The following is a 22,609-nucleotide window of genomic DNA, read 5'->3' as shown; positions in this document are numbered from 1 at the left end:
AAGACCGTCGCCACCGCGCCGCACCACCACGGGACCCACATGCGCACGATCACGACGACCGAAGACCTCGCCACCTTCTGCGCCGAGGCCGCGAAAGCGCCCTACGTCACCGTCGATACCGAGTTCCTGCGCGAGCGCACCTACTATCCCCATCTCTGCCTGGTCCAGCTCGCCTATCCGGGCGACGGCAAGACCGATGCGGTGCTCGTCGACCCGCTCGAGGGCGGGCTCGACCTCGCGCCGCTCTACGCGCTGTTCCAGGATCACGGGGTGGTCAAGGTCTTCCACGCGGCGCGCCAGGACCTCGAGATCTTCTGGCACGGCGGCCAGGTGATCCCCGAGCCGCTGTTCGACACCCAGGTGGCGGCGATGGTCTGCGGCTTCGGCGAGCAGGTCGGCTACGAGACGCTGGTGCGCAAGATCGCCCGCGAGAATCTCGACAAGTCCTCGCGCTTCACCGACTGGTCGCGCCGGCCGCTGTCGGAGGCGCAGAAGCGCTACGCCCTCGCCGACGTGACCCACCTGCGGGTGATCTACGAGGAGCTGAAGGCGGAGCTCGACAAGTCGGGCCGGATCAAGTGGCTCGCCGAGGAGATGGCGATCCTGAAGGACCCGGCCACCTACGTGGTGCAGCCCGACGAGGCGTGGCAGCGGGTCAAGACTCGCACCAACTCGGCGCGCTTCCTCGGCATCGTGCGCGAGCTGGCGCGCTTCCGCGAAAGCTACGCCCAGGAGCGCAACGTGCCGCGCAGCCGGGTGTTCAAGGACGACGCGCTGGTCGAGATCGCCTCGACCAAGCCGGCCTCGGCGCAGGATCTCGGCCGCTCGCGCCTGCTGCTGCGCGAGGCGCGCAAGGGCGACATCGCCGAGGGCATCCTCGCCGCCGTGCAGCGCGGGCTGAACGCGCCCGCCGACGACCTCCCCAAGCCCGACCGCAACCGCGAGAAGATGGTGGTGAATCCGGCCCTCGCCGACCTGCTGCGGGTGCTGCTCAAGGCGAAGGCCGAGCAGGAGAACGTCGCGCAGAAGCTGATCGCCACCGCCTCCGACCTCGACGAGATCGCCGCCGGCCGCCGCGACGTGGCGGCGCTGCGGGGCTGGCGCAAGGAGGTGTTCGGCACCGACGCGCTCAGCCTGTGCGAGGGGCGCATCGCGCTTGCCGCCAAGGGCAGCGACGTGGTGATCGTGCGGCTCTGACGCCGCCGGGCGCTGTCGGCCTCAGCGGGTGACGGCGCGGGAGTTGCCCTGCGCCACGACGCGCAGCGCGGTGACGCCGCGCAGGTCGGCGGCATCGAGCGCGACGGCGGCGGTGAGCCGGCGCGTCGCCGGGGTGCCCTCGGGCTGGAAGCCCGGCGCGGGCTCGGCGCGGAAGGCGTAGACGAGGGTGGAGCCCTCGACGCCCTCGCGGGTCAGCTGGACATTGTAGGCCCCGAGCGCCGCCGCCTCGCCGGTGGCGCGCAGGATCGCGCCGCTGCCCGTGGGCTCGAGCGCCACCTCGCGCACCGCGGCGACCAGCGGCCGCCCCTCGACCACCGTCGTGCGCTGCGCGGCGGTGACCAAGGGCGGGCGGTTGGCCGGGTCGATCGGGCGCGGGGCGGCGAGCCGGTCGATGAGGTTCATCGGGTTCAGCGGCGAATTGGCGAGCTGCGCGCAGCCCGACAGGGCGAGGACGGCGCAGAGGATCGGCAGGGTGGGGCGCATGTGGCGGGGCCTCGTCTTGATCCCCCAACGGGTAGCCCAATCGCGCGGGCGGGGAAAGCACGCACTGGACGGAGCGCGCCGGCGGGATTATCTGCGTGACCTTCAGGCAAGGGAGCGACCATGGCGCAGCCGGCATTCGAGGACATCGCGGAGACGTTCGAGTTCCTGGACGACTGGGAAGAGCGCTACCGCCACGTGATCGAGCTCGGCAAGGCGATGCCGCCGCTCGACCCGGCGCTGCGGGTGCCGGCCACGAAGGTCGAGGGCTGCGCGAGCCAGGTCTGGCTGGTGCCGCGCATCGACGGCGAGGGGCCGGAGGCGGTGTTCCACTTCGCCGGCGAGAGCGACGCGATGATCGTCAACGGGCTGATCGCGGTGCTCGGCGCGCTCTACGACGGGCTGCCGGTGCGCGAGGTCGGCGCCGTCGACGCGCGCGCGGCCTTCGCGCGGCTCGGGCTCAACGACCACCTGTCGGCGCAGCGCAGCAACGGGCTGCGCGCGATGGTGGAGCGCGTCCGCGCGCTCGCGGCCCGGGCGGCGGCGGGCTGAGCCCGCCGGGGGCGCTGCCCCCGGACCCCCGGCATGTTTGCGGCCAGATGAAGGGGGGGCGGCGGGACGTCAGGCGGCGGCGCGCTCGAGCGCGGCGGCGAGGTCGCCGTAGCCGGTGAAGCGGCGCTCGAAGGCGAGGCCGAGGCGGGCGGCGCTGGCGCGGGCCTGCTCGGTCAGGGCCGCGTCGTCGGTCTGGGCGAGGTAGACGACCTTCTCGTAGTTGCCGAAGTACAGCTCGCGCAGCTCCGGGTGGCGGTCGAGGCCGAGGGGCCGCCAGACGAAGGTGTCGAACTGCCGCGCGAGGAAGTCGGTGAGGTAGAAGGCGGTGACCTCGCCCGCCGCCTCGAAGGCGGCGAGGCCGTCGAAGAAGGCGTAGCAGTGCGGGCCCGCGATCATCTCGATGCCGCGCCGGCGGCAGAGTTCGGCCAGCGCGCCGCCGGTGCCGCAATCGGCGTAGGCGAGGAAGACGCGCTCGTAGCCCGCCGCCGCGTCGAGCGCGCGCTCGGCGGCGGGGGCAATGCGCTCGGGGTGGTTGTGCAGGATCGCGGGCAGGCACTGCAGGTCGACGTGGGTCCAGCCGTTGAGCCGGATCAGCGCGAGGATCTCGCGCGCCAGCGCGCCGCAGGCGAGGACCAGCACGCGGCCGCCCCCGGCGGGGGCGAGGCCGGTGCGGGTCAGGTCGCGGTCGCTCGGGGTTTCCACCGGCTCAGGCGCTGCCGGCCATCTGGTTGTGCTTGCGCGCCACGAACTGCTTGGCCGTCTCGACCGCGACGGCGGCGTCGCGGCAATAGGCGTCGGCCCCGATGGCGCGGCCGAACTCCTCGTTGAGGGGCGCGCCGCCGACGAGCACGATGTAGTCGTCGCGGATGCCCTGCTCCTTCATCGCGTCGATCACCACCTTCATGTAGGGCATCGTCGTCGTCAGCAGCGCCGACATCCCGAGGATGTCGGCCTCCTCGGCGGCGAGCGCCTCGAGGTACTTCTCGACGGGGTTGTTGATCCCGAGGTCGACCACCTCGAAGCCGGCGCCTTCCATCATCATGCTGACGAGGTTCTTGCCGATGTCGTGGATGTCGCCCTTGACGGTGCCGATCACCATCTTGCCCATCCGGGGCGCGCCGGTCTCGGCGAGGAGCGGCTTGAGGATGCCCATGCCGCCCTTCATCGCGCCGGCGGCGAGCAGCACCTCGGGCACGAACAGGATCCCGTCGCGGAAATCGTCGCCGACGATCTTCATGCCGCCGACGAGCGCTTCCGTCAGGATCTTGTAGGGCGGCCAGCCGCGCTCGAGGAGGATGTTGACGCCCTCCTCGATCTCCTCCTTGAGGCCGTCGTAGAGGTCGTCGAACATCTGGGCGACGAGGTCTTCGTCGCTGAGTTCGGAGAGGATGATCTCGTCGTCTTCGTCAGCCATGGCAGTTCTCCGAAGGTCCTTCTGCCGCAGTTGCACGGCAGGACGCCGGTGGCGCGGCGATTTCCGACATCACCTGCCCCGCCTGCGACTCGGATACAAATGAATTGTGGACATCAGCATGATGAGCCTCTTTTGTGCGTTCTTCTTTTGTTCTAGTCTGCCGACTCGATGGACACGCCGCCCCCCATACCCGCCGAGCGTCGCCGTGGCCGTGCCGCGTCGAGCAACGAGACCAACCGGTTCGAGCGCTACGCCACCGAGGCCGTCGACGACGCCTGGGGCCGCGACGAGGCGCTGCCGCCGTTGCGCACCGAGGTGTCGGTGGAGCGGCCGCGCAAGGCGATCACCCGCAACACCTCGCCCGACGTGGCCTTCGAGCGCTCGCTCAACCCCTACCGGGGCTGCGAGCACGGCTGCATCTACTGCTTCGCCCGCCCGAGCCACGCCTACCTGGGCCTGTCGCCGGGGCTCGACTTCGAGACGCGGCTCGTGGCGCGGCCCGAGATGCCGCGGGTGCTGGTGCGCGAGCTGTCGGCGAAGGGCTACCGGCCGGCGGTGCTGGCGATCGGGACCAACACCGACCCCTACCAGCCGATCGAGAAGGACCGGGGGATCATGCGGGCGGTGCTCGAGGTGCTGCGCGATTTCCGCCACCCGGTCTCGATCGTCACCAAGGGCGCGCTGATCGAGCGCGACGTGGACATCCTCGCCGACATGGCGGCGCAGGGGCTGGCGCGGGTCGGCATCTCCGTCACCACGCTCGACGACGCGACGGCGCGGGCGATGGAGCCGCGGGTGCCGGGGCCGAAGCGGCGGCTCCGGGCGATCCGGGTGCTGGCGGAGGCCGGGGTGCCGGTGCGGGTGATGGCCTCGCCGGTGGTGCCGGCGCTGACCGACCACGAGCTCGAGGCGATCCTCGAGGCGGGCGCCGCGGCGGGGGCGGTGGCGGCGAGCGCCATCGTGCTGCGGCTGCCGCGCGAGGTGGCGGGGCTGTTCCGGGACTGGGTGGCCGAGGCCTATCCGGACCGCGCGGCGCGGATCATGAACCGGGTGCGCGAGCTGCATGGCGGGCGCGACTACGACCCGGCCTTCGGGCGGCGGATGACGGGGCAGGGGCCGTGGGCCGACCTGATCCGGGCGCGCTACGAGGTGGCGCGCCGGCGGTTCGGCCTGTCGAACGACCTGCGGCCCCTGCGCACCGACCTGTTCCACGTGCCGCCGCGGCCGGGCGACCAGCTGTCGCTGTTCTGACTCAGTCGCGCGACGTGCGGGCGCGGCGGCGGCCGCGGCGCTCGGCCGGGGCGGGGCTGTTGCCGTCGGAGCCGTCGGAGGCGGAGGAGAACTCGCCGAGCGTGGCGACGATGGTGTCGAGTGTGGGCGCGTCGCCCTTGGGTTTGGTCTCGAGGGCGGCGCGCATGGCGCGCAGGTGGTCGGGCGTGGTGCCGCAGCAGCCGCCGATGATGGTGGCGCCGGAATCGCGGGCCATGAGCGCGTACTCGGCCATCAGCTCGGGCGTGCCGTTGTAGTGGATGTGGCCGTCGACGTAGCGCGGGATGCCGGCGTTGCCCTTGGCGATGATCGGGTTCTCGGGGCCGGCGGCGGAGAAGCCGAGCACGGTGCGCAGCAGGTCGGAGGCGCCGACGCCGCAATTGGCGCCGAAGGCGATCGGCGGGTTCGGCAGCCGGGAGACCATCTTGACCATCTGCGCGGCGGTGAAGCCCATCATCGTGCGCCCGGCGGTGTCGAAGCTCATCGTGCCGCACCAGGGCATGTCGGCGAGGGCGAACGCCTCGGCGGCGGCCTTGTATTCCTCGGCGGCGGAGATCGTCTCGACCCAGAGGACATCGGCGCCGCCGGCCTTCAGGGCCTCGGCCTGCTCGTGGAACATCTCGACGGCGAGCTCGTGGGTCAGCACGCCCATCGGCGCCATGATCTCGCCCGTGGGGCCGACGGAGCCGGCGACGACCACCGGCCGGCCGGCGGCGTCGGCGACCTCGCGGCCGATCTCGGCGGCGCGGCGGTTGAGCTCGCCGACGCGGTCCTGGCCGTCATGGAGCTTGAGGCGGGCGGCGTTGCCGCCGAAGGAGTTGGTCAGGAACAGGTCGGAGCCGGCCTCGACCGCGCCGCTGTAGAGCGCCTTGATCCGCTCGGGGTGGTCGACGTTCCAGAACTCGGGCGAGTCGCCCGACTGGAGCCCCATGTTGAACAGGGTCGTCCCGGTGGCGCCGTCGGCGAGGATCCAGTCGCGGTCGGCGAGGAGGCGGGTGAGGGCGTCGGTCATGTCGGGGGCTCGCATCTGCTGATGGATGCGCCCTGCCACGCGGGGGCGGGGGGTGCAAATGCAAAATCCTCATCATTCTCCTGCACCGGAGCGGCGGCCGGGCGGCGGCTGTGGCCGCGCCGGATCTGCCAGATCAGCGCGGCGAGCACGACCGGCAGCGCGAGGGGGTGCGGCACGGCGAGGTAGAGCGGCTGCCAGCGCGGCGCGAAGCTCTCCTTGAACTGGACGAGGCCGGTGGGAAGGTAGCGCGACAGGGCGGCGAAGCGGCCGGCGACATCCGGCGCGGCGGCGAGCGAGACGCGCCCCACGCCTTCGGCGCGGGCGGTGTCGAGGGCGGCGGCGAGGAGGGCGTGCATCGTGCCGGTCGGCGCGTCGGGGCGCTGGCGCATCAGGTCGAGCGCCCAGCCGCAGGGGGCGGCGTGGAAGGTGACGAAGCCGGCGAGCGCGCCGTCGTGCCAGGCGAGGAAGGTGCGCTGGTGGCGCAGGTTGGCGGGCGAGAAGGTGCCCATGGAGAAGCCGCGCTCGCCGCCGTGCGCGGCGGCCCAGGCGGCGGCGACGCCGGTCATCGCGTCGAGCGGCAGCGGCGCGGTGGCGGCCTGGACGGCAAGGCCCGCGCCGGCGGCCTGGTTCAGCTTGCGGCGCAGCTGGCGGTGACGCGCGCCGGCGGTGGTCCAGCCGTGGGGCGCGATGCGGCCGTCGCGCGCGATGCCCAGCACCGCCCAACCCTGCGCGCGGGCGCGGGCGGCGGTGCGGGCATCGCACTTGTAGAGGGCGGGCAGGCGGGCCTCGTCGCGGGCGAGGGCGGCGAGATCGTCGAGCGGTGCCGTGCCGAGGGTCCGGCCGATGGTGGCGAGGACGAGGGGCGCGCGGGAGAGGAAGAGGGCGCCGCCGGGGCCGTGGCGCAGCTCGCCCTGCTGGCGCGCGAGCGCCCATTCGGGGCAGGGCGCGTCGGCGAGCAGAGCGGCCGCCTGCCGTCCGTCGGCGCGGCGCAGGCCGCTCGCCGGCGGGCGCGGCGCGATCAGGCCGGGCAGCGCGAGGAGGGCGGGGATGGCGAAGTAGACGAGGCGGAACAGCAGCACCGCCGCCAGCAGCTCGCCCTCGGGGACGACGGGCAGCAGCGCGAGCAGGGTCAGCTCGAACGCGCCGAGGCCGCCGGGCGCGTTCGTCATCAGCCCGGCGCCGAGGCCGACGAGGTAGGCGGCGAGCAGCGGGCCGAACGGCACGGCCCCCGCCGGCAGGCAGAGCCAGAGCGCGAGCGCGGCGAGGCCGGTGTCGAGCGCCGCCCAGAGGCAAAGGCGCAGCATCGGCCGGCCGCCGAGCCGCCCGGTCAGCGCGGCGAGGCGGGGCAGGCGGGCCGACAGGCGGGGCAGGAGCAGGATGACGGCCAGCGCCACCAGCGCGAGCAGCGGCAGCGCCGACTGGCCGGGCATCGCGGGGAGGAACAGCCAGGCCGCCAGCGCGGCGAGCGGCAGCAGGGCGGCCATGAAGCTGAGGCTGACGAGGGCCGAGACGTGGATCGCCTGCGCCAGCGTCAGCTCTGGCAGGCTGCGCCAGCGCACCAGCGCGCCCACGATCGCGCCCATGCCCGTGACCTGCCCCACGGCGACGGCGCGGATGCCGGCGCGGCGCGCGCGGCCGGTGCCGACGCCGGTGCCGAGCGCGCCGTGGACGGTGGCGTCGTAGGCACCGAGCGCGGCGAAGCTCGCCGCGGCGGCGAGGCCGGCGAGGGCGAGGCGGCCGGGGCTGACGGCGCGCACGGCGTCGGCGACGGCGGCGAGGTCCACCCCCTCGAGGCGCTGCACGAGCAGCCAGATCAGCAGCGCCCCGACCGTCAGGCCGACCAGGTGCAGCGCGCCGGGGCGCAAGTCTGTCATGTGAGTGGGATCTCCGGGCTGCGCCCGCGCGTCGGGGCAGGGCCGCTTGTCGCAGCGATTGATGAAGGGCGGCTTAAGACCGCCCCCTCATCGCATCAAGAGGTTAATGCCGCGGCGACCTCAGATCTCTTTCAGCAGCTGGGCCTTCGCCTCGACCATCAGCTCCGCCATCTTGGCGCGGATCTCGGCCTCGTCGGCCTTGCTTCCGAGGTCGTTCGACAGCTTGCGGAACACGTCGTGGTCGCCCGCCTCCTCGAAGTCGGCCTTCACGACCTCCATGGCGTAGGCGCTGGCCGCCCCGCCGCTCTTGCCGAGCTTCTCGGCGGCCCAGAGGCCGAGCAGACGGTTGCGCCGGGCCTCGGCCTTGAACTGCATCTCCGCATCGTGGGCGAACTTCGCCTCGAACGCGTGCTCGCGATCATCGAAGGTGGTCATGGGCCTGCTCCCTGGTCGTGGTGACAAGATTGATATGGCGCGCCGGCGGCCTCCATGCAACCGCTCCGGCACGCCGGACGCTTGCCGTCTGAAGGGGGTTGCCATAAGAGGAGCCACCATGTCCGCGCCGCGCAGGCTGCGGACCCAGTTCTATTCGAGGACCCCCATGGCGCGCCGCAAGAAAATCTACGAAGGCAAGGCGAAGATCCTCTATGAAGGCCCCGAGCCGGGCACGCTCGTGCAGTACTTCAAGGACGACGCCACCGCCAACAACGCCGAGAAGCAGGCGGTGATCGAGGGCAAGGGCGTGCTGAACAACCGCCTGAGCGAGTTCTTCATGACCGGCCTCGGCAACGTCGGCATCCCGACCCACTTCATCCGCCGGCTCAACATGCGCGAGCAGCTGGTGCGGCAGGTCGAGATCATCCCGCTCGAGGTCATCGTGCGCAACTTCGCCGCCGGCTCGATGGCCAAGCGCCTCGGGCTCGAGGAAGGCACCGCGCTGCCGCGCCCGATCATCGAGTTCTCCTACAAGGACGACAAGCTCGGCGATCCGCTGGTGCCCGAGGAATACGTGATCGCCTTCGGCTGGGCGACGCAGCAGGACCTCGACGACATCGTCGCGCTGGCGCTGCGGGTCAACGACTTCATGTCGGGCGTGATGTTCGGCGTCGGCATCAAGCTCGTCGACTTCAAGATCGAGATCGGCCGGATCTGGGACAACGACTACCAGCGCCTCGTCGTCGCCGACGAGATCAGCCCCGATTCCTGCCGCCTGTGGGACATGGAGACGGGCCAGAAGCTCGACAAGGACGTGTTCCGCCGCGACCTCGGCAGCCTCACCGACGCCTATACCGAAGTGGCGCGGCGGCTCGGGGTGATGCCCTCGAACGCGACGCACATGCCGAAACCGACGCTGATCAACTGAAGGGGGCGCCGATGAAGGCCCGGGTCTACGTGATGCTCAAGAACGGGGTGCTCGACCCCCAGGGCGAGGCGGTGCACCACGCGCTCGGCGCGCTCGGCTTCGACGGGGTCGAGAGCGTCCGGCAGGGCAAGGTCATCGAGCTCGACCTCGCCGAGGGCACCACCGAGGCGCAGGTCGGCGAGATGTGCGAGAAGCTGCTCGCCAACACGGTGATCGAGAGCTACCGCATCGAGATGTGAGGGTGCGCCGGGCCCCTGTAGGCCGGGCTTCAGCCCGGCACCCCTCGATTGACCGGCGAACCGGCGGCGCGGTAGCGTGCGCGCCATGGACCTGCACCGGATCAGCCGCCGCCTGCTGACCTCGCGCCGGCTGCGCGGCATGAGCGGGCGCGGGCGGCTCCGGGTCGTCGTCTTCTTCCCGTTGCTCTGCTTCGCCGCCGCGCTGCTGTTCGCGGGCGAGGCACTGCTCTACCAGCTGCGCTCGGAGCGGGTGACGGGCACGGTGATCGAGAGCTACGAGTGGCACGGAGAGACGATTTTCGACCGGGGCACAATCAACTACGAGCCGGTCTTCGCGTACGAGGTGAACGGCGACAGCACCCGCGGAAGCGTCGGGTCGGGCCATTCCTCCTTCAATCTCGACCTGGGCGACACGGCCCCGATCCGGGTCATCCCCGGCGAGCGCGGCAACGTGCGCATGGACACGTGGGTCGGGATGTGGTTCGTGCCGCTCGTGCTCGCCGGGTTCGGGGTGGCGGCGCTCGCCGTGGCGCTGCTCGTCTGGGCCCTGCTCAACTGGATCTTCTGGCGCAAGGAGCCGTCATGAAAGCTGCCGTCATCGTCTTTCCCGGGTCGAACTGCGACCGTGACATGGCCGTCGCGCTGCGAGCCGCCGGAGCGGAGGTCGCGATGGTCTGGCACAAGGACCGGGGGCTGCCCGACGGCGTCGACCTCGTGGCGGTGCCCGGCGGCTTCTCGTTCGGCGACTACCTGCGCTGCGGCGCCATCGCGGCTCAGTCGCCAATCTGCCGCGCGGTGGTCGACCACGCGAGGCGGGGCGGCTTCGTCATCGGCGTGTGCAACGGCTTTCAGGTGCTCGCCGAGACCGGCCTTCTCCCCGGCGCGCTGATGCGCAATGCGCGGTTGAAGTTCGTCTGCAAGACCCTTGATCTGACGGTGGAAACCGCCGACAGCGCTTTCACCTCGGGCTACCGCGCGGGGCAGGTGGTCCGCTACCCGGTGGCGCACCACGACGGCAACTACTTCGCCGACCGCGACATCCTCGACCGGCTCGCCGGCGAAGATCGCATCGCCTTCCGCTACGCCGAGAACCCGAACGGCTCGCAGAACGGCATCGCCGGGATCCTGTCGGAGAACCGCCGCGTGCTCGGGCTCATGCCGCACCCGGAGCGGGCGGTGGACGAGGGCCACGGCGGCACCGACGGGCAGGCGCTTTTCCGCTCGCTGGCCGGCGCGCTGGTGGCCGCCTGAGCCCGCTCGCCTTGCCGCGGCTCCGGCCGGGCCGTAGATTGCCGCCATGTCCGAGAAGGCCAGACCCGTGACGCGGGCCAGTCTCCGCTGGCCCATGCGCACCGCGTTCGCGGTGCTCGTCGTCCTCGCCATCGTCGTCGTCTACATCACCAACCAGTTCCTCACCCAGCGCTTCACGGCCAACACGCGCAACCGCGCCGAGGTCCGCTCGACGCTCTACGTGGGCAACCTGATGAGCGAGCTGCAGCGGGCCTCCATCGTGCCCCAGCTCCTCGCCCGCGACCCGGCGCTGATCGGGGCGCTGAACTCGTCGGACTACACCCAGTCGACCCAGCGCCTGATGTCGTTCCTCGAGGAGATCGACGCCGCGTCGCTGCTGCTGCTCGACCGCATGGGCCGCGTCGTCGCGGCGTCCGACCGCAACCGGCTGGGCGAGGGGCACCGCCACTCGCCCTACTTCGTAGACGCCCTGCGCGCGAGCGGCACGGTGTTCACCGTCTCCGAGCAGACGACGGGCGGCTACCAGTTCGCCTACGCGCGCAAGATCGAGGACGGCGGCAGCGCCATCGGCGTGATCGTCGTCACGGTCGATCTGTCGCGGCTCGAACGGTCCTGGGCGGGGATCGCCGACGCGGTGTTCGTGGCCGACAGCGAGGGCGAGATCATCCTGTCGACCGAGCCGCGCTGGCGGGGGCTGCAGGAGAGCGAGGCGCTGGAGCTGCAATCGGCGCCCTCGGCCATCGAGCGGGCGATCCGCGTCACCCAGGACTGGACCAGCCTGCCGATCGACGCCTACCTGCGCGGCGAGGCGGTGATGCGGGTCGAGACCCGGGTGCCGTTCCGCGGCTGGAAGATGGTGACCTTCACCACCTATGCCAGCGTGCGCGAGCGGGTGAACGGGGTGCTGGCGCTCGAGATCATGGCCTTCGCGATCCTGCTCGCCGGCATCTTCTGGCTGCTGAGCCGCAAGGCGGCGTCGCGGATTGTGTTTTTCCAGCGCGAGTCGGCCGAGCTGCGCCAGCTGAACCAGCGCCTGCAGCGCGCCATCGCCGAGCGCGAGAAGATGGAGAAGTCGCTCGAGGTCGCCGAGCAGACGCTGGCGCAGAGCTCCAAGCTCGCCGCGCTCGGCGAGATGTCGGCGGCGGTGAGCCACGAGCTGAACCAGCCGCTGGCGGCGATGAGGACCTACCTCGCCGGCGCCCGGCTGCTGCTCAATCGCCGCCGCACCGAGGAGGCGCTGGCCTCGTTCCAGCGCATCGACGACCTGATCGAGCGGATGGGCGCGATCACCAAGCAGCTCAAGAGCTACGCCAGGAAGGGCGCCGAGCAGTTCGAGCCGGTGGACGCCCGCGCCGCGGTGTTGTCGGCGCTGTCGATGATGGAGCCGCAGCTCAAGCAGCGGACTGTGGATATCACACGGACCCTTCCGAGCGATCCGGTGTTGATACTCGGAGACCGGCTCCGACTGGAGCAGGTCATCATCAATTTGCTCAGGAATGCGCTCGATGCGACGAAATCGGCCGAGGACCCGCAGATCGACATCCTGCTCGCGGCGGGCGAGACCGTGCGGCTGACGGTGCGCGACAACGGGCCGGGCATCGAGGACCTCGATGCGCTGTTCGAGCCGTTCTACACCACCAAGCAGCCCGGCGACGGCGTCGGGCTGGGCCTCGCCATCTCCTCGGGCATCGTGACCGACTTCGGCGGGCGCCTGACTGCACGTAACGCCGTCGACGGAGGGGCGGTCTTCGAGGTTCGGCTGCCTATCTACAAGGACCAGGAAGAACTGGACGCAGCAGAGTGAGGATTGCATGGCCCAGGCTATGAAGATCGCCATCGTGGACGACGAGAAGGACATGAGGCAGTCCATCAGCCAGTGGCTGGCGCTGTCGGGCTACGATACCGAAACCTACGCCTCCGCCGAGGACGCGCTGAAGGGGCTCACGCCCGACTACCCGGGCATCGTCGTCTCCGACATCAAGATGCCGGGGATGGACGGGATGCAGTTCCTGAAGAAGCTCAAGGGCGTGGACAGCACCCTTCCGGTGATCATGATCACCGGCCACGGCGACGTGCCGATGGCCGTGGAGGCGATGCGGATCGGCGCGTACGACTTCCTCGAGAAGCCGTTCAACCCGGAGCGGATGACCGAGCTCGCCAAGAAGGCGACGCAGGCGCGGCGCCTGACGCTCGACAACCGGGCGCTGCGCAAGGAGCTGTCGGACGGCTCGGCGATCATGTCCAAGCTGATCGGCGCCTCGCCGGTGATGGAGCGGCTCAAGGAGGATATCCTCGATCTCGGCCAGGCCGACGGCCACGTGCTGATCGAGGGCGAGACCGGCACCGGCAAGACGCTGGTGGCGCACGCGCTGCACGCGGTGGGGGCGCGCGCCAACAAGCGCTTCGTGCTGATCGCCTGCTCGGCCTACGACGAGGAGGCGCTGTCGCGCCGGCTGTTCGGCCCTGTCGAGCAGGACGATCCGATCCCGGCGATGGAGGAGGCCCGCGGCGGCACCCTGGTGCTCGAGGACGTCGAGGCGCTGTCGCCGGCGCTGCAGGCCCGGCTGCTCACCGCGCTCAACGAGCAGGGCACCCCGGCCGAGACCCGGATCATCGCCATCTGCAACCTGCAGGACGAGGGCAAGACCTGCGAGAGCGTGCTGCGCGCCGACCTGTTCTACCGCCTCGCCGCCCTGCGCGTCACGGTGCCGCCGCTGCGCCAGCGCGGCGAGGACATCCTGACGCTGTTCACGCGCCTGTCCGAGCAGTTCGCCGACGAATACGGCTGCGACGCGCCGCAGGTCTCGGCGCAGGAGGCGGCGCAGCTCCTGCAGGCTCCTTGGCCCGGCAACGTGCGCCAACTCATCAACGTCGCCGAGCGCGCGGTGCTGCAGAACCGCCGCGGCACCGGCACCATCGCCTCGCTGCTGATGGCCGACAACGAGGAGAGCGAGCCCGCGATGACCACCGAGGGCAAGCCGCTCAAGGAGTTCGTCGAGGCCTTCGAGCGGATGCTCATCGACAACACCATGCGCCGCCACAAGGGCTCGATCGTGGCGGTGATGGAGGAGCTTTGCCTGCCGCGCCGGACGCTCAACGAGAAGATGGCCAAGTACAACCTGCAGCGGTCCGACTACCTGCAGGGCTGAAGCGCCGGGCGAGCTTCGCGCGCCAAGGCGCGGAACTCGCTGGCATTGCCGTCGGGGCAGGGGCGACCGTGTCCCGTCGGTCAGCCTCCGCGACGCGTTGCGCCAGCAATTCGCCATTGTAAAGCCAGCGCCACTTCCTCTATGTAGACTTACGGCCGTCCGCGCGGAGTAGCGCGTCAGCGGCCGATAAGTTTCGCTGTTTCAGGCATTTGCGGATCTCCGATCCTGCCGCCTCTGACAGACCGATCGGGCCTTCGGGCCACCCGTGCAGCCCCGGCCCTTGTCACGAGTCGCCAGGGCCAGAACAGGCGCCGCCCCCCAAGCCGGCGCCGGAGAAGAAACGCGATGCGGCGCGAGGCGCGACAAGTCGGCAGAATGGCGGCCCCGAGGGGCCCCGCCGACCGCGCCATGCCCGTCGCCACAATCAGACATGGCAGACCCTGCGCGCCGCCCCCCGGGGCGGTCCCGGCGCTGACATGCATACGGATAACATGGCAAAGAAAATGCTCATCGATGCCACCCACGCGGAAGAGACCCGCGTCGTGGTGGTTGACGGAAACAAGGTCGAGGAGTTCGACTTCGAAGCCCAGGCCAAGCGCCAGCTAGCGGGCAACATCTACCTGGCCAAGGTGACGCGCGTGGAGCCGTCGCTGCAGGCCGCCTTCGTGGATTACGGCGGCAACCGCCACGGCTTCCTCGCCTTCTCGGAAATCCACCCCGACTACTACCAGATCCCCGTCGCCGACCGCGAAGCGCTGCTGGCGGAGGAGAAGGCCTACGCCGAGAGCCAGCGCGCCGAGGACGAGGCCGAGGAAAAGCCCGCGCCCAAGAAGCGCCGCTCGCGCTCGCGCGCCAAGCCCAAGGCCGCCGATACCGAGACGGCCGATCCCGTCGCGACCGGCGAGGTCGAGGGCGGCGATGCGGCGTCTGACGAATCCGCGTCCGAGATCAAGGGCATGGAGACCATCGACCTGGGCGAGGGCGAGGGCGACGAGGGCCTGAGCCCGATGGAGACCGTCCCCGAGACGCCCGTCGAGACGCCCGCCGCCGACGAGGACGCCTCGGGCGACGAGCCCGATCCGTCCGCCGACATCGAGTCGGTCGCCGACGAGGACGACACCGACGACGTGCGCCCCGTGCGCAAGCCGCGTCCGCGCCGCTACAAGATCCAGGAGGTCGTCAAGGTCCGCCAGATCATGCTGGTGCAGGTCGTCAAGGAAGAGCGCGGCAACAAGGGCGCGGCGCTCACCACCTACCTGAGCCTCGCCGGCCGCTACTGCGTGCTGATGCCCAACACCGCCCGCGGCGGCGGCATCTCCCGCAAGATCACCAACGCCGCCGACCGCAAGAAGCTCAAGGAGATCGCCGGCGCGATGGACGTGCCCGAGGGCGCGGGCCTCATCATCCGCACCGCCGGCAGCCAGCGCACCAAGACCGAGATCAAGCGCGACTACGAGTACCTCCAGCGCCTCTGGGAGCAGATCCGCGAGCTGACGCTGAAGTCGATCGCGCCCGCGCCGATCTACGAGGAAGGCAACCTCATCAAGCGCTCGATCCGCGATCTCTATTCCAAGGAGATCGACGAGGTCATCGTCGAGGGCGAGGCCGGCTACCGCACGGCCAAGGACTTCATGAAGATGATCATGCCGTCCCACGCGAAGAACGTGAAGAACTACCAGGACTCGATGCCGCTCTTCGCGCGCCACCAGGTCGAGAGCTACCTGAACTCCATGTTCAACCCGACCGTGCAGCTCCCCTCGGGCGGCTACATCGTGATCGGCGTGACTGAGGCGCTCGTCGCCATCGACGTCAACTCGGGCCGCGCCACCAAGGAAGGCTCGATCGAGCAGACTGCGCTCAAGACCAACCTCGAGGCCGCCGACGAGGTCGCCCGCCAGCTGCGTCTGCGGGATCTCGCCGGGCTCATCGTCATCGACTTCATCGACATGGACGAGCGCAAGAACAACGCCGCCGTCGAGAAGCGGATGAAGGAGAAGCTCAAGACCGACCGCGCCCGCATCCAGGTCGGCCGGATCTCGGGCTTCGGCCTGCTCGAGATGAGCCGTCAGCGCCTGCGCCCCGGCATGCTCGAGGCGACGACCCAGCCCTGCTCGCACTGCCACGGCACGGGCCTGCTGCGCTCCGACGACAACGTGGCGCTCTCGATCCTGCGCCAGATCGAGGAAGAGGGCGTGCGCGGCCGCTCCAAGGAGGTGCTGGTGCGTGCCCCGGTGAGCATCGCCAACTTCCTCATCAACCAGAAGCGCGAGCACATCGCCGGTATCGAGGCGCGCTACGGCCTGTCCGTGCGTGTCGAGGGCGACGTGACGATGATCTCGCCCGACTTCGCGCTCGAGAAGTTCAAGACCGCGACCCGCGTCGTGGCCGAGGCGGCGCCTGTCGTCGTGTCCTCCGAGACCGCGTCGATGGACGAGGAAGAGGCCGTGGTCGAGGAGACGGCTGCGGAAGAGGACGAGGCTCAGGAAGCCCAGGAGACGCCGGATACGGGCGAGTCGGGCGACGAGAAGCCCAAGAAGCGCCGTCGTCGCCGGCGCCGCCGCAAGGGCGGGAACGGCGAGGGCAATGGCGAGGGTGACGAGGCCCAGGCCGCGTCCGCCGAGAATGCCGAAGCCAAGCCGGAGGCCGAGACGGCTCCCGCCGAGCCCGCGCCCGAGGGCGAGGGGGAGGCCGAGGAGGCCAAGCCGAAGAAGCGCACCCGCACCCGCGGCGGCGCGCGCGCCCGCAAGGCCGCGCCCGCCGAGTCGGAGGCCGCCGCTCCCGAGGTGGCCGCGCCGACGTCCGACGAGGCGGCGCCCCTGCCGGCCGAGCCGGCGCCCGAAGCGCCGGCGCCCGCCGCCGAGGAGCCTGCGTCCGAGCCTGCTCCGACGCCCGAGGCCGAGGAGGCCGCGAGCCTGCCCGACCCGACGCCGGAACCCGTCGCCGTCGAGCCCACGCCCGAGCCGGCCCCCAAGCCCGCGCCGGAACCTGCCGCCGAGCCCGAGCCGCAGCCGGAGCCCGTCGCGGCCGAGGCCGACGACGAGCCGAAGCCGAAGCGGCGCGGCTGGTGGTCCATCGGCCGGGGCTGACGCCCTTCACCACCGACGACGAAAGGCCGCGCCCCCGGGCGCGGCCTTTTGCGTTGCCGGCCTCAGCCCTTGCGGATCAGGTGAACCTGGTGGCCGCCCCCGTCCTCGCAGCCCAGGTGGGTGTGGCCCGCCTCGGCGCAGAAGTGCGGCACGTCGATGATCGCGGCGGGGTCGTCGGCGAGCATCCGCAGCACCGCTCCGGAGGCCAGCGGCTTGAGCCGCTTGCGGGCCTTCAGCACGGGAAGCGGGCAGAGCAGGCCGCGGGCGTCGAGTTCGGCGTCAACGTCATCCATCATGGCGGCTCTGGTAGGGCGGATGTTGCAGTCCGTCCACCACAACGTGAGCGTTGTTCGGGTGACGGCGCTCCCGGGAGGGGCTAACACCCTGGCATGGATGCCGCTCTTCTTCTCGACGCCACGCTGCTGCCGGCCTTGCTGATCGCGCTCGTCGCGGGGCTGCTGTCGTTCCTGTCGCCCTGCGTGCTGCCGATCGTGCCGCCCTACCTGGCCTACATGGGCGGGGTCAGCGTCAACGAGCTCGACGGCGAGGCCGCGTCGCGGCGCAAGGTGACGGTGGCGGCGGCGTTCTTCGTGCTGGGGCTGTCGACGGTGTTCCTGCTGCTCGGCTTCGCCTTCTCGGCGCTCGGGCGGATGTTCCTGCAGTTCCAGGACTGGTTCGTCTGGGGCGCGGGGATCGTCATCATGATCTTCGGCGCGCATTTCCTCGGCATCTTCCGCATCGGCTTCATGGACCGCGAGGCCCGGCTCGACGCAGGCGAGCGGGGCGGCTCGGCCTTCGGCGCCTTCGTCCTCGGCCTCGCCTTCGCCTTCGGCTGGACCCCGTGCCTCGGGCCGATCCTCGGGGCGATCCTCGGCCTCGCCGCCTCCGAAGCCGACATGGGGCGCGGCACCGCGCTGCTCGTCTTCTACGCCCTCGGGCTCGGCATCCCGTTCCTGCTCGTCGCGGCGTTCTTCCCGCGCATGAAGGGCGCGATGGCGTGGATGAAGCGCCACATGGGCCGCATCGAGCGGGTCTCGGGGCTGCTGCTCTGGACCGTCGGCCTGATGATGGTGACCGGCCAGTTCTCTGATTTTTCCTACTGGCTCCTCGAGACCGTGCCGGTCCTCGGCCGGCTCGGCTAGGCCTCCTCGGACTCGCGCGCTCCCGCGCCACCATCACCGTCGCCGTCGGGCGCCGCCGCCCCGCCGGCCGCGGCGATGCGCTGCGCCATCGGGGTGAGGTTGTTGAGCGACTGCAGGTGCACGTAGCACAGCTCCAGCTCGTCGGTCGCGAGCATCTGCGACAACACCTCCTGCGGCAGCTCCTTGAGCTTCTGGCGGTCGAGCGTGAAGAAGCCGCCGAGCTGCGCCTGGCCCAGATCGCCGAGGTTGAAGTTCGCCTGGCCGGGCCGCAGCAGGTCGTGCTCCACGAGACGGGCGCAGAATTGCTGGGTGCGGTCGAACAGGGTCTGATACTCGCGCGTGAAGTTGAGTATCGACTCGAGGTACTGGGTCCGCTGGCCGGTGCTGTCGAACAGCCGCTCGCCGCGCCCGTCCTGGTTGAAGCCCTCGTACTCCTCGTCCATGCACAGCGTGAATGTCTCGCCGTCGTCGGAGCGCGAGAACACGAACGGGTAGCGCCGCAGGAAGGCGGGGATGTAGCCGCCCGTCCAGCTGCCGTCGGGTCCGACATGGCTGTTCTCGTTGTCGCGGATGCCGAGGATCACCGAGGGAAACACCGCCTCCTCGCTGCCGGCGAAGACGATCGCGTGGTCGGTCGCCGCCGGGATGAACTCCGCCGCCAGCAGCGGCACCGAGTTCACCTCGCGCGCGAAGCCGTAATTGCCGCCCGTCTCGACCGACCAGTCGCGGTGGCGCTCGGAACTGATCGGCACCGCCCGCTCGTAGATCATCAACTGCTTCGCCATGGCCCTGTCCCCTGTTGTCCTCGGGTCAGCCTAGAAGAGCCCGCCGCGCAGACCAAGCCTTTCCGTCTGCGCCATATGCCGGACAATCTTCTTATTCTGGCCGCACTTGCCCTCTAGGTTGAGACAATCCAGAGGAGCGTGCGCGATGAGTCAGGACAAGGTCAGCAGGCGGCGGGTGTTCTACATCCCGGGCTACGACCCGATCCACCCCCGCCGCTACCGCGAGCTCTACCGCAAGGAGGGCGCGGCGCAGGCGGCGATCTCGGGCTACGAGATCGCGCTCGCGCCCAAGCGCGGCGGCGGCCCCTACGGCTGGCACGTCACCGGCCGGATGGACGGCGCCGAGGTCGCGGCGGACGTCGAGGTGCTGGTCTGGTCCGACATCGTGCGCGGCTCGATGGCGACGTCGATCCCCGCCACCTACGCCCAGCTCGTCCGCTGCGCCTGGACCTACATCGCCAGCGGCGCGCTGCGGCGGCTGATGTGGCTCAGGAAGGGTCCGGTGATTGCGGCACTCTATCCCGTCGGCATGCTGCTGCTGCAACTGGCGCTCGCCATCGGCCTCGGCCTCGCCGCCGGGGCGCTGCTGGCCGGGGCGGCGGCGGTCGCGGGGCTCGCCGGCTGGCCGGTCGCCGCGCTGCGCCTCGCGGTGCTCGCGCTCGTCGCCGCCGCCGTGCTGCGCTGGTTCAAGAGGAAGGACGGCAAGTTCTTCGCCCACTACCTCATGCACGACTACGCCTATTCGGCCCGCTGGAAGGGCGCCAATCCGCCCGAGCTCGAGGCGCGCATGGCCGAGTTCGCCGAGCGTATCGGCGCGGCGCTGGCCGAGGATGTGGACGAGGTGCTCGTCGTCGGCCACTCGTCGGGCGCGCATCTGGGCGTGTCGATCCTCGCCGACCTGATCCGGCAGGGCAGGGTGGGCGCCAACGGTCCGGCGCTCGCCTTCCTGTCGCTCGGGCAGGTGGTGCCCATGGTCTCCTTCCTGCCGCGCGCCGAGCGGCTGCGGGCCGATCTCGCCCACCTCTCCGCGCGCCACGAGCTGACATGGGTCGACGTGACCGCGCCCGGCGACGGCTGCGCCTTCGCGCTGTGCGATCCGGTCGCCGTCAGCGGCGTCGCGCCCGCGGACAAACGCTGGCCGCTGGTGATCTCCGCCGCCTTCACCCAGACCCTCAGCCCCGCGCGCTGGAAGGAACTGCGCTGGCGCTTCTTCCGGCTGCACTTCCAGTACCTCTGCGCCTTCGACCGGCCGGGCGACTACGACTACTTCCGCATCACCGCGGGCCCCCTCACGCTGGCCGACCGCTTCGCCGGGCGCGCGCCCTCGAAGAGCCTGATCGACCGCCCGGCGTCCAAGTACACGAGCCAGGCCGCATGATCCCGCCCAAGCCGGCCTCCCGGCCCGAGCGGGTCTCGCTCTGGCGCTATCTGCGGCTGTTTCGCCGCGACATCCTCTCGGCCCAGCCCGAGAAGCTCTATCGCGCGTGGATGGCCGAGTTCCGCACGCCGTTCTTCCGCTCCTACCTCGTCAACGACCCGTCGCTGGTGAAGCGCGTGCTGCAGGAGCGGCCCGACGATTTTCCGAAGTCCGACCGCATCGGCGCGGGGCTGCGGCCCCTGCTGGGCCAGTCGGTGTTCCTCACCAACGGCGCGCAATGGAAGCGCCAGCGGCGCATCATCGATCCGGCCTTCGAGGGCGGGCGGCTGCGCGATACCTACCCGGCGATGTGGGCGGCGGGGCAGGCGGCCGTGGCCCGGCTCGGGCCGCTGGCCGACGGCAGGCCGGTCGAGATCGAGGCCGAGACCAGCCACGCCGCCGCCGACGTGATCTTCCGCACGCTGTTCTCGATCCCGATCGAGCACGCGCTCGCCCGCGAGGTGTTTGCCGAGTTCCGCACCTACCAGCGAAGCCAGCCGATCCTGAACCTCGCCGCCTTCATCCCCGCCCGCTGGCTGCCGCGCTTCTTCCGCCGCGAGACCCGGGCCAGCGCGCACCGTATCCGCGCACTGATCGCCCGGCTGACGACGGAGCGTGGCGCGGAGATCAGGGCCGGCCGCGCGCCCGACGACCTCGCCACCAAGATCATGACCACGCGCGATCCGGAAACGGGCGAGACCTTCAGCGACGCGGAGATGGTCGACCAGGTCGCGATCTTCTTCCTCGCGGGCCACGAAACTTCGGCCTCCGCGCTGGCCTGGGCGCTCTACCTGCTCGCCCTCTACCCCGACTGGCAGGACAAGGTCGCCGCCGAGGCCGCCGGGGCCAGCGACGACTTCGCGTCCGTCTCGCGCCTGCGCATCACCCGCGACGTCTTCCGCGAGGCGCTGCGCCTCTACCCGCCGGTGCCTATGATGGTGCGCGAGGCGCGCTGCCCCGAGACCTTTCGCGACCGCGCGGTCTCGCCCGGCGCCCAGGTCGTGCTGAGCCCCTGGCACCTGCACCGCCAGTCGCGCCTCTGGGAGCGGCCCGACGAGTTCGACCCCGCCCGCTGGGCCAGCGACAACGGCCGCGCCTGCGCGCGCGAGGCCTACATCCCGTTCTCGGCCGGCCCGCGCGTCTGCACCGGGGCGGGGTTCGCGATGATCGAAGGCGTGCTGCTGCTCGCGCTGATCCTGCGCGCCTACCGCGTCACCCCGGTCGAAGACCGCACGCCGGTGCCCGTCGCCCACCTCACCGTGCGCTCCGCCGACGGCATCTGGCTGCGTCTGGCCCCGAGGCAGCCATGATTCTCTCGCCCCGCCGCAATTGCCCGAAACAGTTCCGGCGCGCCCCGGGCACTGGTTCCGCGCCGGCGACGCCCGCCGCTGCGCCGCAGAACAATCGGGCGCCCGCACGGCGGCCGGGGGCTGCCCTCGATCCATTCATTCACAGAGCATTGTCAATGACTTACATCCTTCCCCCGCCGCATCCCGCAGAGGATTGGGGCCGAATTGGGGCATTCCCCGGGCCGAGAATATGGCGGATAAAGGGCTCAAGCGGCGGGGGCCGCGAACAATTGACGTGCAATAGGAGTGCTGCCCATGGCTCTTGTTGAAGAAATGGAAGGCAAGCCGCGGCCGACGCCCGGCCTGCTCAAGACGCTCGAGACGATCATGACGGTCGTGCGCCAGTCCCGCGAGAGCGAGACGAGCCCGCCGCAGGAGAAGGTCGAGGTTAACGAGCTGCTCGACCTCTTCAAGTCCGACCTCTCGCGCGACCCCTCGCAGGTCCGCCGCGCCGAGCCGACGCCCGTGCGCGCGGTGCGGGTGCAGACCGAGGAGCAGGAGGCCGAGGCGCTCGCGCGCATCCGCGCCGCGCTCTACAGCTCCAAGTGAGTCAGCCGCCACGCCCCTGGGCGTGGCGCAGCACCGCGACACGGATCGCCGAGGCGAGCCCGATGTCCGACTCCCTCCCCTCGTCGATCTCCGATGCCAGCCCGTTCAGCGTCTGCCCGCGCGCCTTCGCCATGTCGCGGAAGGCGGTCCAGAACGCGTCCTCGAGCGACACGCTCGTCCGGTGACCGCGCAGCGTGAGCGAGCGCTTGACGGGGCGGCCGTCGGCCACCTCAGCCCTCGTCGAACTTCTGCGCGTCGAGCCGTAGCTTCATCTTCTGCGACTCCGCCGCCTCGAGCAGCCGCTGCGCCTTGCTGCGCCCGTGGCGCAGGGCGTTCTCGTCGGCGAGCTTCTTTCGGGTGGCACGATCCTGCAGTTTCCGGGCCTGGCGAAGATTGACGACCTTGCTCATGATTCCCTCACGCGGCGATGCCCAGAGCCTACCGGCCCGCCCCGCCTGTC

Annotated in this window: 24 protein-coding genes; 14 read left to right on the top strand and 10 right to left on the bottom strand. The window is 71.0% G+C overall.

The window, feature by feature from the left end; all coding sequences use genetic code 11:
- The first annotated feature begins 39 nt into the window (after positions 1–39).
- On the top strand, positions 40–1,197 hold the full coding sequence (rnd, locus tag OG2516_RS06135) for a ribonuclease D (protein WP_007254766.1): 1,158 nt from the start codon (positions 40–42) through the stop codon (positions 1,195–1,197).
- A gap of 21 nt (positions 1,198–1,218) precedes the next feature.
- On the opposite strand, the gene OG2516_RS06130 is transcribed toward rnd, so the two are convergent.
- On the bottom strand, positions 1,219–1,701 hold the full coding sequence (locus OG2516_RS06130; RefSeq protein WP_007254765.1) for a hypothetical protein: 483 nt from the start codon (positions 1,699–1,701) through the stop codon (positions 1,219–1,221).
- A gap of 120 nt (positions 1,702–1,821) precedes the next feature.
- On the opposite strand from OG2516_RS06130, the gene OG2516_RS06125 reads away from it, so the two are divergent.
- On the top strand, positions 1,822–2,250 hold the full coding sequence (locus OG2516_RS06125; protein ID WP_007254764.1) for a SufE family protein: 429 nt from the start codon (positions 1,822–1,824) through the stop codon (positions 2,248–2,250).
- Positions 2,251–2,319: 69 nt separating this feature from the next.
- Here OG2516_RS06125 and OG2516_RS06120 read toward each other — a convergent pair whose 3' ends face one another.
- Positions 2,320–2,952, bottom strand: coding sequence for a DUF1638 domain-containing protein (locus OG2516_RS06120; protein ID WP_007254763.1), 633 nt, complete (start codon positions 2,950–2,952; stop codon positions 2,320–2,322).
- A gap of 4 nt (positions 2,953–2,956) precedes the next feature.
- Positions 2,957–3,664: a corrinoid protein gene (locus OG2516_RS06115; protein WP_007254762.1), complete on the bottom strand. Its 708-nt coding sequence runs from the start codon at positions 3,662–3,664 to the stop codon at positions 2,957–2,959.
- Positions 3,665–3,832: 168 nt separating this feature from the next.
- On the opposite strand from OG2516_RS06115, the gene OG2516_RS06110 reads away from it, so the two are divergent.
- A complete protein-coding gene (locus tag OG2516_RS06110; RefSeq protein ID WP_007254761.1) occupies positions 3,833–4,915 on the top strand; it encodes a PA0069 family radical SAM protein in 1,083 nt (360 codons plus the stop codon).
- A gap of 1 nt (position 4,916) precedes the next feature.
- Here the strand turns inward: OG2516_RS06110 and bmt are convergent, their stop codons facing one another.
- The 3 genes from bmt to OG2516_RS06095 all read right to left on the bottom strand — a co-directional run bounded on the left by bmt (position 4,917) and on the right by OG2516_RS06095 (position 8,254).
- Entirely contained in the window at positions 4,917–5,945 is a 1,029-nt protein-coding gene (bmt, locus tag OG2516_RS06105; RefSeq protein ID WP_007254760.1) for a betaine--homocysteine S-methyltransferase, read from the bottom strand.
- Positions 5,942–7,819, bottom strand: a complete 1,878-nt coding sequence (locus tag OG2516_RS18910; protein ID WP_007254759.1) for a phosphatidylglycerol lysyltransferase domain-containing protein — start codon at positions 7,817–7,819, stop codon at positions 5,942–5,944. The genes bmt and OG2516_RS18910 overlap by 4 nt, the downstream gene beginning before the upstream one ends.
- 120 nt (positions 7,820–7,939) lie before the next feature.
- Positions 7,940–8,254 (bottom strand): DUF1476 domain-containing protein, encoded by a 315-nt coding sequence (locus OG2516_RS06095; protein ID WP_007254758.1) that lies wholly within the window; start codon positions 8,252–8,254, stop codon positions 7,940–7,942.
- A gap of 166 nt (positions 8,255–8,420) precedes the next feature.
- Here OG2516_RS06095 and purC point away from each other — a divergent pair, with 166 nt between their 5' ends.
- From purC to OG2516_RS06060, 7 genes are all read left to right on the top strand, one after another.
- The gene (purC, locus tag OG2516_RS06090; RefSeq protein WP_007254757.1) at positions 8,421–9,182 is read left to right on the top strand and encodes a phosphoribosylaminoimidazolesuccinocarboxamide synthase; all 762 of its coding nucleotides are present in this window, start codon (positions 8,421–8,423) and stop codon (positions 9,180–9,182) included.
- Positions 9,183–9,193: 11 nt separating this feature from the next.
- Positions 9,194–9,421: a phosphoribosylformylglycinamidine synthase subunit PurS gene (gene purS / locus OG2516_RS06085; protein WP_007254756.1), complete on the top strand. Its 228-nt coding sequence runs from the start codon at positions 9,194–9,196 to the stop codon at positions 9,419–9,421.
- A gap of 85 nt (positions 9,422–9,506) precedes the next feature.
- Complete coding sequence (locus tag OG2516_RS06080) at positions 9,507–10,007, top strand: DUF3592 domain-containing protein (RefSeq protein ID WP_007254755.1); 501 nt, start codon at positions 9,507–9,509, stop codon at positions 10,005–10,007.
- Complete coding sequence (purQ, locus tag OG2516_RS06075; RefSeq protein WP_007254754.1) at positions 10,004–10,672, top strand: phosphoribosylformylglycinamidine synthase subunit PurQ; 669 nt, start codon at positions 10,004–10,006, stop codon at positions 10,670–10,672. Before OG2516_RS06080 ends, purQ begins: the two co-directional genes overlap by 4 nt.
- Positions 10,673–10,766: 94 nt before the next feature.
- The gene (locus OG2516_RS06070; protein ID WP_007254753.1) at positions 10,767–12,476 is read left to right on the top strand and encodes a sensor histidine kinase; all 1,710 of its coding nucleotides are present in this window, start codon (positions 10,767–10,769) and stop codon (positions 12,474–12,476) included.
- 7 nt (positions 12,477–12,483) lie between these two features.
- Entirely contained in the window at positions 12,484–13,821 is a 1,338-nt protein-coding gene (locus OG2516_RS06065) for a sigma-54-dependent transcriptional regulator (RefSeq protein ID WP_040614994.1), read from the top strand.
- Between the two features lie 491 nt (positions 13,822–14,312).
- Positions 14,313–16,907: an Rne/Rng family ribonuclease gene (locus OG2516_RS06060; protein ID WP_040614993.1), complete on the top strand. Its 2,595-nt coding sequence runs from the start codon at positions 14,313–14,315 to the stop codon at positions 16,905–16,907.
- Between the two features lie 62 nt (positions 16,908–16,969).
- On the opposite strand, the gene OG2516_RS06055 is transcribed toward OG2516_RS06060, so the two are convergent.
- Positions 16,970–17,200 (bottom strand): sulfurtransferase TusA family protein, encoded by a 231-nt coding sequence (locus OG2516_RS06055; RefSeq protein WP_007254750.1) that lies wholly within the window; start codon positions 17,198–17,200, stop codon positions 16,970–16,972.
- Between the two features lie 96 nt (positions 17,201–17,296).
- Between OG2516_RS06055 and OG2516_RS06050 the strand changes: the two genes are divergently transcribed.
- Entirely contained in the window at positions 17,297–18,049 is a 753-nt protein-coding gene (locus OG2516_RS06050) for a cytochrome c biogenesis CcdA family protein (RefSeq protein ID WP_007254749.1), read from the top strand.
- Here OG2516_RS06050 and OG2516_RS06045 read toward each other — a convergent pair.
- Positions 18,046–18,834, bottom strand: a complete 789-nt coding sequence (locus tag OG2516_RS06045) for a SapC family protein (protein ID WP_007254748.1) — start codon at positions 18,832–18,834, stop codon at positions 18,046–18,048. The two genes, OG2516_RS06050 and OG2516_RS06045, sit on opposite strands and share 4 nt — an antisense overlap.
- Before the next feature lie 145 nt (positions 18,835–18,979).
- On the opposite strand from OG2516_RS06045, the gene OG2516_RS06040 reads away from it, so the two are divergent.
- The 3 genes from OG2516_RS06040 to OG2516_RS06030 all read left to right on the top strand — a co-directional run bounded on the left by OG2516_RS06040 (position 18,980) and on the right by OG2516_RS06030 (position 22,149).
- Positions 18,980–20,212, top strand: coding sequence for a hypothetical protein (locus OG2516_RS06040; RefSeq protein WP_007254747.1), 1,233 nt, complete (start codon positions 18,980–18,982; stop codon positions 20,210–20,212).
- The gene (locus OG2516_RS06035; RefSeq protein WP_007254746.1) at positions 20,209–21,561 is read left to right on the top strand and encodes a cytochrome P450; all 1,353 of its coding nucleotides are present in this window, start codon (positions 20,209–20,211) and stop codon (positions 21,559–21,561) included. Before OG2516_RS06040 ends, OG2516_RS06035 begins: the two co-directional genes overlap by 4 nt.
- Positions 21,562–21,855: 294 nt before the next feature.
- Positions 21,856–22,149 (top strand): hypothetical protein, encoded by a 294-nt coding sequence (locus OG2516_RS06030; protein WP_156799279.1) that lies wholly within the window; start codon positions 21,856–21,858, stop codon positions 22,147–22,149.
- A 1-nt stretch (position 22,150) separates the two neighbouring features.
- Here the strand turns inward: OG2516_RS06030 and OG2516_RS06025 are convergent, their stop codons facing one another.
- A complete protein-coding gene (locus OG2516_RS06025; RefSeq protein WP_007254744.1) occupies positions 22,151–22,378 on the bottom strand; it encodes a ribbon-helix-helix domain-containing protein in 228 nt (75 codons plus the stop codon).
- A 1-nt stretch (position 22,379) separates the two neighbouring features.
- Positions 22,380–22,559, bottom strand: a complete 180-nt coding sequence (locus OG2516_RS06020; RefSeq protein ID WP_007254743.1) for a DUF4169 family protein — start codon at positions 22,557–22,559, stop codon at positions 22,380–22,382.
- Positions 22,560–22,609: the final 50 nt, after the last annotated feature.

It is taken from the genome of Oceanicola granulosus HTCC2516 (assembly GCF_000153305.1).
Taxonomy (GTDB): domain Bacteria; phylum Pseudomonadota; class Alphaproteobacteria; order Rhodobacterales; family Rhodobacteraceae; genus Oceanicola; species Oceanicola granulosus.
The sequence above is the reverse complement of the archived record's forward strand: the minus strand, read 5'-3'. Positions and strand labels throughout refer to the sequence as shown.